Origin of the sequence: Gilliamella sp. Occ3-1, from assembly GCF_001690655.1 — a bacterium.
GTDB lineage: Bacteria > Pseudomonadota > Gammaproteobacteria > Enterobacterales > Orbaceae > Gilliamella > Gilliamella apicola_P.
Genome location: NZ_LZHQ01000001.1, coordinates 77,856 through 91,999 on the forward strand (window position 1 = coordinate 77,856; position 14,144 = coordinate 91,999).

General features: G+C 33.9%; 14 protein-coding genes and 1 tRNA gene. 11 read left to right on the forward strand and 4 right to left on the reverse strand.

The window, feature by feature from the left end; all coding sequences use genetic code 11:
• The first annotated feature begins 258 nt into the window (after positions 1-258).
• From A9G43_RS00400 to A9G43_RS00445, 10 genes are all read left to right on the forward strand, one after another.
• Positions 259-750 carry an NADH-quinone oxidoreductase subunit J family protein gene (locus A9G43_RS00400; RefSeq protein ID WP_065605725.1) on the forward strand — a complete coding sequence of 164 codons (492 nt, stop codon included), beginning with the start codon at positions 259-261 and terminating at the stop codon, positions 748-750.
• A gap of 1 nt (position 751) precedes the next feature.
• On the forward strand, positions 752-1,057 hold the full coding sequence (gene nuoK / locus A9G43_RS00405; RefSeq protein WP_218058568.1) for an NADH-quinone oxidoreductase subunit NuoK: 306 nt from the start codon (positions 752-754) through the stop codon (positions 1,055-1,057).
• Positions 1,054-2,901, forward strand: coding sequence for an NADH-quinone oxidoreductase subunit 5 family protein (locus A9G43_RS00410; RefSeq protein WP_065605727.1), 1,848 nt, complete (start codon positions 1,054-1,056; stop codon positions 2,899-2,901). The genes nuoK and A9G43_RS00410 overlap by 4 nt, the downstream gene beginning before the upstream one ends.
• Positions 2,902-2,918: 17 nt before the next feature.
• A complete protein-coding gene (locus A9G43_RS00415; protein ID WP_065605729.1) occupies positions 2,919-4,463 on the forward strand; it encodes a complex I subunit 4 family protein in 1,545 nt (514 codons plus the stop codon).
• 6 nt (positions 4,464-4,469) lie between these two features.
• A complete protein-coding gene (locus A9G43_RS00420) occupies positions 4,470-6,194 on the forward strand; it encodes an NADH-quinone oxidoreductase subunit N (RefSeq protein WP_065605731.1) in 1,725 nt (574 codons plus the stop codon).
• Positions 6,195-6,380: 186 nt separating this feature from the next.
• On the forward strand, positions 6,381-6,713 hold the full coding sequence (gene yajC / locus A9G43_RS00425) for a preprotein translocase subunit YajC (RefSeq protein ID WP_065605733.1): 333 nt from the start codon (positions 6,381-6,383) through the stop codon (positions 6,711-6,713).
• A gap of 67 nt (positions 6,714-6,780) precedes the next feature.
• Positions 6,781-8,637 carry a protein translocase subunit SecD gene (gene secD, locus A9G43_RS00430; RefSeq protein WP_081297965.1) on the forward strand — a complete coding sequence of 619 codons (1,857 nt, stop codon included), beginning with the start codon at positions 6,781-6,783 and terminating at the stop codon, positions 8,635-8,637.
• A 15-nt stretch (positions 8,638-8,652) separates the two neighbouring features.
• Positions 8,653-9,648 (forward strand): protein translocase subunit SecF, encoded by a 996-nt coding sequence (gene secF / locus A9G43_RS00435; RefSeq protein WP_065605749.1) that lies wholly within the window; start codon positions 8,653-8,655, stop codon positions 9,646-9,648.
• 125 nt (positions 9,649-9,773) lie between these two features.
• Positions 9,774-9,849, forward strand: a tRNA-Ala gene (locus tag A9G43_RS00440).
• A gap of 183 nt (positions 9,850-10,032) precedes the next feature.
• A complete protein-coding gene (locus A9G43_RS00445) occupies positions 10,033-11,283 on the forward strand; it encodes an integrase domain-containing protein (RefSeq protein WP_065605737.1) in 1,251 nt (416 codons plus the stop codon).
• Between the two features lie 549 nt (positions 11,284-11,832).
• Here the strand turns inward: A9G43_RS00445 and A9G43_RS10605 are convergent.
• The 3 genes from A9G43_RS10605 to A9G43_RS00455 form a co-directional block, all read right to left on the reverse strand.
• Positions 11,833-12,228, reverse strand: coding sequence for an integrase core domain-containing protein (locus tag A9G43_RS10605; protein ID WP_081297966.1), 396 nt, complete (start codon positions 12,226-12,228; stop codon positions 11,833-11,835).
• 6 nt (positions 12,229-12,234) lie between these two features.
• The gene (locus A9G43_RS10610) at positions 12,235-12,630 is read right to left on the reverse strand and encodes an IS3 family transposase (protein WP_176701672.1); all 396 of its coding nucleotides are present in this window, start codon (positions 12,628-12,630) and stop codon (positions 12,235-12,237) included.
• Between the two features lie 83 nt (positions 12,631-12,713).
• Positions 12,714-13,013 carry an IS3 family transposase gene (locus A9G43_RS00455; RefSeq protein WP_065589149.1) on the reverse strand — a complete coding sequence of 100 codons (300 nt, stop codon included), beginning with the start codon at positions 13,011-13,013 and terminating at the stop codon, positions 12,714-12,716.
• Between the two features lie 250 nt (positions 13,014-13,263).
• On the opposite strand from A9G43_RS00455, the gene A9G43_RS00460 reads away from it, so the two are divergent.
• Positions 13,264-13,566 carry a hypothetical protein gene (locus A9G43_RS00460; protein WP_065581682.1) on the forward strand — a complete coding sequence of 101 codons (303 nt, stop codon included), beginning with the start codon at positions 13,264-13,266 and terminating at the stop codon, positions 13,564-13,566.
• Between the two features lie 271 nt (positions 13,567-13,837).
• Here A9G43_RS00460 and A9G43_RS00465 read toward each other — a convergent pair.
• The coding region (locus A9G43_RS00465) for an integrase core domain-containing protein (RefSeq protein WP_141673986.1) at positions 13,838-14,144 on the reverse strand (307 nt) is incomplete at its 5' end.

The window sequence follows — 14,144 nt, forward strand, 5'->3', positions numbered from 1 at the left end:
GATTAATGTGCTTAAGTTATACTTTATTACAATTTAATTTTGAATTTAAATAATAAAATTTTATGGTTTTTATTTTTTTTAGTTGTTTTAATTATATCTAGCATGAAAAGTTAACTTTAAAATGTCCATTCAGTTTTGAAATATTCATCAGAAGGCTATTTAACAAAATTATTTTTTTGATGAACATAGTGGGAAACTGTATCTTGATATCAATTGGGTATATACTAGCTATATTATGAATACATATTGGATTATTTAATGATCGCTGTTTTCTATATTGCGTCGATAGTTGCTGTCGTTGCTAGTGTAAAGGTGATTAGTAGTTTACGGATTGATAAGGCAATTTTATATCTTGCTATTTCACTTTTTGCTTCAGCATTGATATTTATTCTGCTTAATACGTATTATTCTGCTGTTTTATATATCTTACTATTTATTGGTGGCTCGGTAACTATTTTTGTATTTGTCGCTTCAATTTTGAAAATTAGCGTTGATAATGTTGAAAATCCTAAACAAGGAATTAGCCCTAAAATTTGGTTAGGTCCACTCGTCTTAGCATTTATATTACTCGTAGCATTGATTTATGGTGTAGTAAGTACTGACTATTCAGAACTGACAGAATCTCATGAAGTAATGCATGAAATGTCCAAATATGCATACATTTTGATGGTTGGATTGGCTCTGTTTTTATTATTGGGCGCTGCTGTGATTGCTTATCATTTTATGCATAGGCTTATGTCGGAGAAATAATATGATTCCACCACTTATGCATTGTCTTATTTTTGCTTCTATTTTGTTTGTGATAGGTCTGTTAGGGGCAATGATCCGACGCCATTTCTATTTTTTATTACTTAGCCTTATTATTATGAATAATGGGGCAATAGTCGCGTTGTTTGCGGCAAGTAGCTATTGGCAACAATCTGATGGGCAAGTCCTTGCAATATTAGCGGTAATAACAGCCTTAGCTGAGGTTTGTGTCGGTCTTGCATTAATGATGAAACTATTCTATCGTCGAAAAATCTTTAATATTGATTTATTGAGTGAAATGAAAGGATGAATTTACTTTATTTAACTATTATTATTCCTTTGCTTTCTTTTCTAATATTGGTTTGCTTTGGAAGGCATATTCGATCAATTAATGTAATGATTATTGGTATTAGTACTATGTTAATAATTGCATTGATTACTATATTTTCTTGTATTGATTTTAGCTCAAATACAGTACCTGACATGACCTTAGTTTATAGCAGGCCATTATGGAATTGGTTTTCTGTTGGTGATTTTACTATACCTATTACTTTAACCTTAGATGGTTTATCGTTAACCTTTTTATCTTTAATTGCATTTTTTGGTTTTTTAATCTATTTTTTTACAGCTTGTTATTTAACATCAAGAAAGGATATTTACACCTTTTACGCTTATAGCAATTTATTAATTGCTAGCCTATTAATCATTATATTAGTTGATAATCTGTTTGTTATGTTAATTGGCTGGGAAGGTGTAAGTATAAGTACTTACTTACTTATCGGTATTTACTATAAACAGGCGCGCAATGGTTATGCTGCGGTGAAGGCATTTATCATTATGCATTTAACTGATATCTTTTTAATTATTGGCATATTTTTATTATACCAAACTTTAGAAACATTAAATATCAGTGATGTGTTGATGCAAGCACATGATAATTTGGCTATCGACTCAGATATCATTTTTTGGATTACCCTAATGTTATTCCTTGGTACAATGAGTAAGTCTGCACTATTTCCTATGCATTCATGGTTTGCTGAAACAACATTAGCTCCAATGCCAGCGATGGCTTTATTGCAATCTTCAACGGTGATATTGGCAGGGGTGTATTTAGTCTTAAGATTTAGCGGTTTGTTTATGATGTCGAGCGATGTTCTTGCTATTATAGCTATAGTTTCATCATTGACCATATTATTTGCTAGCACGATCGCTTTAGTGCAGTATGATATCAAACGAATTATCACTTATATAAATTTAACGCAAATTAGCTATCTATTTTATGCATTTTCAACACAGAGTTGGAGTTTGTCTCTTAATTGCTTAATTAATTATGTCGTAACAAGCACATTGCTGATTTTATCCTCATCAATTTTAATTAAAAAATGCCAAGGTGAACGTGATATCAGTAAACTTGGCGGTTTAATTAAAACATTTCCAATGTTGTATGCGATATTTTTGTTAATCATGCTATCACTTAGTGCTATGCCCTGGATTTCATCATCATTTTATATCAAAGGGGATATCATATTGGGTTTAATGACTCAAAATAAATTGATATCTGGAACTATTGGATTGCTTGGTATTTTGCTTTCTAGTTTAAGTATTTGGCGTTTAATTTCAATGACATTTTATCATAAACAAAGACAGCATGATTTTACAGAAACTAAACGGATAAGTTATTTCCCTATTTTCCTTTTATTAATATTTACTACAGCCTTATTTATCTATTTTCCATTACCAACTCAAGGTATCATTCCAATAGCTGATTTAGATACTAATGGGGAGTTATCTTTTCAGCTACTGTTAGCGGCGGTGACTGGTTTAAGTTTTCTTATTGCCTATATTTTATATGCTCATCCAAATAGCGAAGTAAAAGAAGTTCTTAATACGCCAATGATTAAATTCTTTTTACGTTTATGTAATAGTGATTGGCATTATAATTATTTGTTGCACACTCTATTTGTTAAACCTTATGTTTATTTAGCCCGTTTGTTGAAAAGAGATCCATTAGCTTTTTGGGATAACTGGATAATGTTAGGAATCAAAAAATTGAACTCGTTCATCGTTGACCTAGAAAATGGACAAATTCGGTGGTATATGGTTTCGATGGTTATAGGTAGCATTATCATATTAATGCTCCTGATTTTCATTTAATAAAGGTATAATCATTCATGTTGTTATGGCTTGTTTTTTTACCTGTAATAGGTGGATTTGTTGGTTGGTTATTCCATGTATGTTTACAAAGAGACGTTGTTTCTGCCAATGTCCAAATCCGTTGGTCAAGATTACCAATAATTGTGGCATTTACTACTATTTGCCTTACATTATTGATGGTGATAGTATTATGGATAGACGCCTTAAATGTATTGAATCAAGGAACAAACTGGTTAAAAGAAGTGAATTTAGAATGGATCCCTTTATTAGGAATTCGTTTTCATCTTGTCTTAGATGGCCTATCTCTGGTTGTTATCACCTCGACCCTATTTATTGGGTTATTGACTATTATCTATTCTAGTAAAGAAAATCTAAACAATCTTGGTCTATTTTACTTATGCTTATTATTTATGACATCAGCTATTATGATGTTATTTGTAATCACTGATTTATTTTTAATGTTCTTCTTTTGGGAAGCTGTAGCAATACCCATCTATTTTTTAATCTCTTTATGGGGACGACGAGATTCAAGTTCACAATTGCGTTTTAATGGTGCGAGTAAATTCTTGATTTATACTCAATTTAGTAGTTTGCTTATGCTAATTTCCATAGTCTCATTAGCTTTGATTAACTGGAACTTAACAGGACATTGGACTTTTGATTATCAAGAATTAACAAAAACACCAATTTCGAGTGATACCGAATTTTTAATTATGCTAGGATTTTTAGCTGCTTTTGTCGTGCGTATCCCTTTTGTTCCTTTTCATGGTTGGTTTATTGAAGCACATATCGAATCTTCAACGACTGGCTCAATGATGATTAGCGGGTTATTACTTAACACCGCTACATTTGGTTTATTGCGTTTTGTTATACCACTATTTCCTAATGCATCAATCACCATTACGCCGCTTATGTTAGCTTTTGCTTTGCTTACGGTTGTTTATGCTGCTTTACTTGCTTTCAACCAAAATGATATTAAAAAGCTAATAGCTTATATTCATATTGCTTTAATGGGATTTGTAACCGCAATAATTTATAGTGGTTCTGTTCTTGCTTATCAGGGTGTGGTTATTCAAATGATAGCCATCAATTTAGCAATAGTTGGTATGTTTATAATTAGTGGGTTATTGGTTGAATGTTATTCAACACGAAACATAAATCAATTTGTCGGACTGAAAGAACGCGTGCCTTATTTATCTTCATTTACCTTGTATTTTATATTGGCTGTATTAGGTATTCCAGGTACAGCTAATTTTATTGGTAATTATATGATGTTGTTTGGAAGTTATAACGCTTTTTCCTATTATACAATTTTGCTAGTATTTGGTTTGTTATTACTATCTATTTCATTTATTGTACGTATGCAACCTATTTTTTATGGTGTTGTTGATAAAGGTATTACAATAAAACATCTGCTTAGCAAAAAAGATCTTCTATTACTATCAAGCATTTTAATTGTCCTCATTTTTATTGGTTTGTATCCTCAAGTGGTTTTAGATATGTCTTATGCTGTCGTGAATCAAACACAACAATACATAACCACAGAGCGAGTAGGAGAGTAATAACCTATGATAGCTTTATCGCCAATTTTTGTATTAAGCTTTGCCATCGCTATTGTTTTATTTTTACTATTTGTTTTTAAATTAAGCACCAAAGGGTGTGCTATTTTGACCGTATGTGGTTTAACCTGTGCTCTAATTTGCTCAGTGATGGTTGGTTATAAAATTTCGTTTAATACCCAAGCTATTACTGATATTAGCAGTGATAATATGCAAATATCGGCGTCAATTTCGAACTCAACTAAAGAACCAAACCCTTCAAGTGAAAAAACTATTGCAATTGATACGGTATCTACAGAAACGACAGAATCATCACCCAATGAGAGTGAAACTACAAACATTGATGGTAATATAGACAATAAAAACATCGATACAAATTCTAATAGTATGAATAATTCGAATATTGATGAAAACTCATCAGATAAGTGGAAAGCACACCATATCACAGCACTTTTTACTTGTGATGGCTATGGGCTACTTTACACCAGTTTGATTTTAATGATATCTATTTCCATTGCATGTTTTGCTTATCGTTGGTTTAAACAAGAACAGAATCATCATGGATTATTTTATTTAATTTTACTTTTCATGGCATTAGGTGGCGTAACACTTGTTTACGCAAGCCATTTAATTGCATTTTTTATTGGGATCGAACTGTTATCTATTCCATTTGTTGGATTAATTGGTTATCAATATACGCAGACTCATTCATTGGAAGCAGCAGTTAAATACATGATTTTATCCGCTATCGCCAGCGTGTTTTTATTAATGGGGATTGCTTTTTATTATGCAACTACCGGAGAACTAACTTTTAGTGGTTTAAGTTACCAACTCTCAACGATGTCCTATCCAAGCACATTATTATTGATAGGCGTATGTTTAATGCTGGTAGGCATCGGTTTTAAATTATCGCTAGTACCATTTCAACTATGGTTACCAGATGTTTATCAAGGCGCACCAACAATAGTTGCCTTGTTGTTATCAACAGTCGGAAAAGTTGCGATTTTTTGTGCTATCGCAAGGCTATTTTTATTGGCACCTATTGTTAACAATGAAACTATCCGTATTATTTTAGTTATTATGGCGTTTTGCTCTATTTTGTGGGGTAACTTATTGGCGCTAATGCAAAGTAGTTTAAAGCGAATATTAGCTTATTCATCGATAGCACATTTTGGATATTTATTAACGGCATTAATAGCTGTGCAATATCAAGTATTAGCATTAGAAACTATTGGTGTTTATCTAATTGGATATATTTTAGCTAATATCTGTATTTTAGGCGCGATCAGTTTAGATTCACACTCTGATGAACTTCAAGATCATGAAAATGAAATTGACCTATCAGGACTTTTTTGGCGAAGACCAATTCTTGCTTTAACCATGGGGGTTGGGCTTTTATCTTTAGCGGGAACTCCATTAACTGCGGGATTTGTTGGGCGATTTTTACTAGTGTTGTTAGGTGTAACCGCCGAATTATGGTGGCTAGTCGCAGCCGTTGTTATTGGCAGTGCATTAGGCCTTTACTTCTATGCTCGCTTAATTATCAACCTTTATATAAGACCAGTTTGTCGTGATGATCTAATATCAAGCAAATCTTCAATTAAATTAAAATGGACTGATATTAGAATAAGTGAATTAATCATTGTGTTATGTGCTTTACTGACGATGCTTTGTGGAATATACCCTAAATGGCTATTTAATTTAGTTAGTATGGCGCAATATTTGACCACCTAATTAACATTTATCTGCCACATCGTTTTATTGGCGGAATTATATCGACCTAGGTAGTATTGAATGTTTCGTTTTTATACTAGAACGCATAGTTACCTGAAACTTTTTGACAAGAAATAGTTAATAATAGCTTAATTTATTATGTTATAATTCCGACCTTTAAAATTTATTTTAATCAAGAGGACCTGTATGGACTTTTTAATCTCTAATGCTTATGCTGTTGATGGGCAAACCCCTGAAAGCAATCCTTATTTTTTACCAATCATGTTAGTAGTTTTTGGGCTATTTTTCTACTTTATGATTATGCGACCTCAGCAGAAACGTGCTAAAGCACATCGTGATTTAATGGCATCAATTTCAAAAGGTGATGAAGTATTAACTAACGGTGGACTTATTGGTCGTGTATCAAAAGTTAACGAAAATGGTTACATTGCGCTAGAATTAAATGATACGACTGAAGTTGTGATCAAGCGTGACTTTATAACATCAGTCTTACCAAAAGGAACAATGAAATCACTATAATAGAATAGTATTTATTCGCTATTATTGTTCATTGTATTAATTACCTAATACCACAAGAGAATACGTCGTGTTAAACCGTTATCCTTTGTGGAAGTACATTATGTTGGTCGTCGTAATTTGCCTCGGCCTTCTTTATGCGCTTCCAAATATTTATGGTGAAGATCCCGCTATTCAAATTTCGGGATCAGATACTGCTGAAATTAACGTTGCTACGCAAGATAAAATCAAAAAACTTTTAACTGATAATCATATCGAACCAAAATCAATAGTTTATGAAAATAAGTCTATTTTAATTCGTCTTGGTGATAACGATACGCAGCTTAAAGCGAAAGAAATCATATCAGAAGCATTAGGTGAGCAGTATATCGTTGCATTAAATTTAGCACCAGCAACCCCAACTTGGCTTACGGTGTTAGGTGCAGAACCAATGAAGCTGGGGCTAGATTTGCGCGGTGGCGTTCACTTTTTAATGGAAGTCGATATGACAACCGCATTAAATAAACTCACAGAACAATCTATTGAAAACATAAAAACTGAATTTACTAATAGCAAATTAAATTATAAAACGATCAGCAAAGATGGTAATCAACAGATTGCAATGCAATTTGACAATACTGAAGATCGCAATAAAGCCATCACTAAGATCAGTGGAATACAAGATTTCAAAGTTGTTTCTCAGAGTGAAAATAGTATTGTAATCAATGTCAGTGAACAAAGGTTACAACAAGCCAAAAGCGATGCTGTACAACAAAACACTACAATTTTACGTAATCGTGTTAACCAGTTGGGAGTTGCTGAACCAATTGTTCAACGCCAAGGCGCAGATCGTATAGTTGTTGAATTACCGGGTATACAAGATACGGCATTAGCTAAACGTATTTTGGGGGCAACTGCAACACTTGAATTTAGACAAGTTAATGAAGAAAGTTCCCCTAACATGCCCGCAATCTTAAAAGGCGATATGCGTATTCCTTATGGTTCAGAAATTAAATATATGGAAAACGGTCGCCCAGTACTACTTTATAAGCGTATTGTATTAACAGGGGATCATATAACTGATTCTTCATATCGTGCTAATCAATATGGTCAACCCGAAGTTGCTATTACTCTTGATGGCTCGGGGGGGAAAAGAATGTTTGATTTTACCCAAAAAAATCTTCATAAAGCAATGGCAACATTGTTTGTTGAATACAAAGATACTGGCAAACGTGATGAAAACGATAAACCAATTCTTGAAAAACAAGAACGTATTATCAACGTAGCGACGATTCAAGGTATTTTTAGTGACCGTTTTCAGGTAACGGGTATTGGTAATATTGATGAAGCTAAAAATTTATCATTATTATTACGTGCAGGGGCTTTAATTGCTCCGATTCAAATCATTGAAGAGCGCACTGTTGGACCATCAATGGGGCAAGAAAATATAACTCAAGGGTTAGAATCTTGCGCATGGGGTTTAGCGATTTCAGTCATCTTTATGTTAGTGATGTATCGTCTGTTTGGCGTATTTGCTAGCCTTGCATTAGTTGCTAACTTAATTTTAATTGTTGGTGCAATGTCTTTACTTCCTGGGGCAACGCTAAGTATGCCAGGTATTGCGGGTATTGTGTTAACCGTTGGTATGGCTGTTGATGCCAACGTACTGATTAATGAAAGAATAAAAGAAGAACTTAGCAATGGACGCAGTGTTCAGCATGCAATTAATGAAGGGTATGCTGGTGCTTGGAGCAGTATTTTTGACGCCAACCTTACCACTTTAATTACTGCTATTATTCTTTATGCAGTCGGTACAGGCTCAATTAAAGGTTTTGCCATTACACTAGGCATCGGTATTGTAACATCGATGTTTACATCGATTGTCGGTACTCGTGCATTAGCCAATCTTATTTATGGCGGTCGTCGCGTTAATAAGTTATCAATTTAGAGGTTTATTGTGGTTATTAATAAAAAAGAAAATCATGATGTTAGAGATTTAAATCATGGTCGCAGAGTCCTCGACTTTTTAAAATTTGGCTTTATTGCTTTTGTGATTTCAATGTTATTGGTAGTCGCATCTTTTGTTGTTATTTTTGTTAAAGGATTTAACCTAGGACAAGACTTCACTGGTGGTACGACAGTAGAACTCACAGTAACAAAAGTGGTTAACCTTGATGACCTTCGTAATAGTTTACGCGATGCGGGTTATCATGAGCCGATAGTGCAATATTATGGTAGCAGTAAAGATATCATTATTCGATTACCTTCAACTAAACAAGAAGATGGCAGTACGTCATCAGCTATTGATAATGCACTAGGTACAAAAATTTCCAATTTAATACATAAAGATATTGATGCCGATGCTCAAATCAAACGTATTGAATTTGTAGGACCAACAGTAGGCTCTGAACTTGCCCAAGATGGTATATTGGCAATCTGTGCCGCATTAGTGTGTATTCTAATCTATATTGCCTTTCGTTTTGAATGGCGATTTGGTACTGGTGCGGTTGTTGCCTTAGCGCATGATGTTATCATCACCGCAGGTTATCTATCATTATTTGAACGAGAACTAGATTTAACTATCATTGCTGCAATGTTATCGATAATTGGTTATTCGCTCAATGATACCATTGTAGTTTTCGACCGAATTCGTGAGAATTTTAGAAAGATTCGACGAGCAGATCCTTACGATGTTATCAACATCTCGTTAACACAAACATTGCACCGTACTTTGATGACGTCAGGGACAACCCTTGCAGTAGTCATCATTTTGTATATCTTTGGCGGTTCAATGTTAAAAGGTTTCTCTGAAACATTAGGAGTTGGTATTGTGCTTGGTACAATCTCATCAATTTATGTGGCTGCGTATATGTCACTCAAATTAGGCGTAAAACGTGAACACTTTATGCCCCCTAAAATTGAAGCAGAAGGTGCAGATCAACCTTCAATATTGCGTTAATCATGTGAACTCTGCCATTAATTGGCAGAGTTTTATTAGACTGTTTTTCAAACAAATAGTACCAAACTAATTGACACTTATCGTTTAGTTGCATATTATTAGCCACAGTTTTATCCCTTTCATTTGGGGCCATAGCTCAGCTGGGAGAGCGCAACGCTGGCAGCGTTGAGGTCAGGGGTTCGATCCCCCTTGGCTCCACCAATTCAATAATCAGTAACATTCTTTTAAACCCTAAAAAGCACACCAAACCCAGTAATAACAAGCCTTAAAGTCTATTTTATTGCCCATTAAGTATCAGTAAGGTACATTTACAACCATAATTTTTAGGTATATGCTTAGGTATACAGACGCAATATACTTATATATCGTATACCTAAAATAATTATGGCAAGGAAAACACATCCATTAACAGACACCCAAATAAAAGCAGCCAAACCAAGAGATAAAGATTACTCTTTATTTGATGGCGGTGGTATGTATCTCTTAGTTAAATCGAATAATTCTAAAATCTGGCGTTTTAAGTATACGCGTCCATATACCAAAAAGGGCGCATTAATTAGCTTCGGTAGTTATCCTGAGGTTTCACTACAGCAAGCGCGAAAACAACGAGATGAAGCGCGAGAATTAATAAAGCAAGGTGTAGATCCTCAAGAGCACAAAGCAGAACAAGAACAACGTAAGCATGACGAAATTACTAGCACCTTTAAAAAGGTAGCCGCTGATTGGTTTAAAGTTACAAGTGGCAAAGGACTAACTGAAAGCACCTTAAAAAGAACGTGGGAATCGTTAGAGTTACATTTATTTCCTTATATTGGTGATAAATCAATCTTTAAATTAAAAGCAAAAGAATTTATTAAGGCCATGGAGCCACTAAGAGCTAATGGTAAATTAGAAACAATTAAAAGACTTTGCCAACGTATCAATGAGATTATGTTTTATGCGGTGAATATAGGCTTGATTGATGCTAACCCAGCAGCCAAGATAAAAGATGCTTTTGAAAGCCCTATAAAAGGGCAAATGCCAACAATAAACGCGCAAGAGCTGCCCCAATTTATGCAATCCCTTGCTATGGCCAGAATCGAATTACAAACGCGTTGCTTGATTGAATGGCAATTATTAACAATGACACGCCCAAATGAAGCGGTAGGGGCAAAATGGCAAGAGATTGATCTAGACAATTGCTTATGGGTTATTCCTGCCGAAAAAATGAAAATGAGGCGAGAGCATACTATTACACTCAATAAGCAGGCTATGGCTATATTATCCATTATGAAGCCTATAAGTGGGCATAGAGAGCATATATTCCCAAGTATGAAACCACCTTATACAATCCCGATGAATAGTAGTACTGCTAACATGGCAATAAAGCGCATGGGATATAAAGATAAGCTTGTTGCGCATGGCTTAAGAGCTTTAGCAAGCACGATATTAAATGAGCAAGGTTTTGACCCTAATATTATTGAAGCGGCACTAGCCCATGTCGATACTAATAGCGTCAGGCGAGCCTATAACCGTGCTACTTACCTAGAACAGCGCAGAATTATGCTTGACTGGTGGGGTGACTTTGTCGAGCAAGCAAGCCAAGGAAATGTCTCACTATCAGGTAACCGCAATTTAAAGCTAGTTAATCATTAACCATATCGCGCTATTCATACCGTGCCCCATATTTGGGTTATTCACTTCAATTCTCCATAATAACCACTCCTCATATCTGAGGGTGCTTTTTCAAATGTCATCCTTTAACTATACCAATTATTAAGTTGTTTTTATGCTTACCCCCCCATATTCTTAAACTTTTAATATAAAGTGTTCACTACTATTCACCAACCTAATATTAATTTATATATATCAATATATTATATACTTGTTATATATATTTTTTGGTGTTCACTAGTATTCACTACTGTTCACTACTATACACATTATTAAAATAATCTTGATCCTGTAATTAACCAATTGAAATATAAATATATTTATATAGCGTTATTTTCTTATTAAAATAAAATATTTATTAATCATAATGTTAAGTTAGGATGATTTTAAGGTTGATCCAGGGCTATTATTGGAGGAAAAGAATAAATGCTCTATGGTGATTTCCACCATGCAGGGAGAGTTACATAATTATATTACCTTATATATAAATGATTTAATCTTACATAGAGGATATTATTTTGTCATATTTTGCTATAGATTTAGATACAAAAGAAAAACATGGAATGGCAACACATTTTCAAACAAAAAAATTAAGGGTAAGTGTTTTTTAAATTCAACGGGAGGCAAGTAGCCTAACGAAGAATGTAATCGTTTATGATTATACCAATAGGCATAAGCCGAAAAAGCGCGTTGTAACTCAGCCGTTGAGTTGAAACGTTGGCCTTTTACAAATTCCGTTTTAATTGTTTTAAATGTCGCTTCCGCTACCGCATTGTCATAAGGACATCCTTTCTTGCTTAATGAATGCGTGATATTAAATGTCTTAAAACAATCCGCTAATAACCGATTATCAAACTCTTTACCGCGGTCTGAATGAAATAAATCTAATTTTGATAATGGTTGTTTAATTTGGCTTAATGCCGACATAACAAGCTATGCTGTTTTATGTTGACCAACATGGTAACCGACAATTTGCCTATCGGATAAGTTCACTAAAACACATAAATAGTTCCAACGTTGCTTAACTTGAATATAGGTTAAATCCGCAACAACAATTTGTTTTTTATCACCTACATCAAATTGTCGTTGCAGGTGATTTTCTGTGGCGGTTTCATTCACTTCCGTATTGTGAGATTGATAACGTTTAACGGTGTATTTTGATACCAGCAATAAGGCTTTCATCACCCGAGCAATGTAACGGCGTGACACCCAAATATTCTCTTTCTGTAAATCAAAACGAATTCGTCTTGTACCATAAGACTGATAGCTCTGATTAAATAGCGTCACGATTTTATCGGCATAAAGCCCTACTGATTTTTGTCTATTCAATTTACACTGATAATAAGCATAATGTCTTGATAATCCTAAATATTGACATAGTTTTGTTATGCTATAACGATGTCGATTTGCTTTTAGGATAGCGATTTTCGTCCTATTATCAGTGCTGCTTGCTTTAAAATATCGTTTTCCATACGGAGTTGTTTAAGCTCTTTACGCAATGCGATTAACTCTTGTTCTTGTGGACTGCGATTATCTTTTGTTTTAAATGAGCCGCTTTGGCTTGCTTGCGTTATCCAACGGTCCAATGCTGATGGTGTCAAATCATATTCTGCAACGATTTCACTACGTGATTTACCATGTCGATAAAGACTGACCATTTGCTGTTTAAAATCATCTGTGAATGTTCGTCTTTTGCGTTTAATCTTATTCATATTTGTTCCTTTTTTAGTTGTGATAAGTTTACCTTACCCCTTAAAAAAGTTGTATGAATTAGTGTAGCCGATCCAAATTTTGTAGGAGTAACGATATATACAATTCAGCCCTTGATAAAGGATACATTATCGTGGCATTAATTTTAACCTAGAGTTCACTTTTTTGGACGCAGTATGTAGTAAAAAAGAACAAAAAATGACCAGGAATGGATTAATTATATTAAAAATGTTATTTGATTAAGGAGAAATGATGAAAAAATATTTATTTACGTTATTAGGCTGTTTTTTATTAACTGGTTGTGGAGATGAAATGCCACCAAAATGTGATAGTAAGGATGCAGAAAATATATTAAAAGAAATTTACACAAGAGAAGGTTTTAAAAAGCCGACTATTGTTAATCAAAAAACACTCCGTACTGATAATGATAATAAACAGTATCTATGTCAGGCATATTTACAAGAAGCAACTTTAATGAAGTCAGGCTCGTTTAAATACTCTATTACTTGGCAAGATAAACAACAAAAAATATTTTATGTCCAATTAATCGATTAATAAAGTTTTATAAGGAATTGTCAAATGTCCATTCTACAAAAAATAAAATCCCAACAAGACAAAAGCAAAGAAGCGCATAAAAAAATTCATACAAGGAGCATATGGATTGGCCAAAACTTTTTGGCTATATTGGTTTCTTCCTGTTGCTTTTATAACTATTGCAGATTCCATTTTTCCCACAAGTAAAAATGGATTAATAACAAATGTAATGATAATTTTTTGGTCAGGTATTGTAAATACCCCAAACTTAATACACAACTCACGTAGAAAATTAAGCTGCCTGTTTTAATGTTTTATATTCGATCGGCGTCATATTATTTAGTGCTTCATGAGGCCTTTCGGTGTTATAAATCGTTAACCATTCTTCGGTTATTCTCCTTGCTTGCGCTAGGTTGTTAAAAAGATATAAATCTAACACTTCAGTTCGATAAGTCCGATTAAATCGTTCAATGTAACCATTTTGATAAGGGCTACCGGGTTTGATGTAATCTATAGTTATACCATGTGTTTTTGCCCAATTAGTAAACGTGTTTCCGGTGAATTCTGGTCCATTATCGACTCGTATTTTTAATGGATAC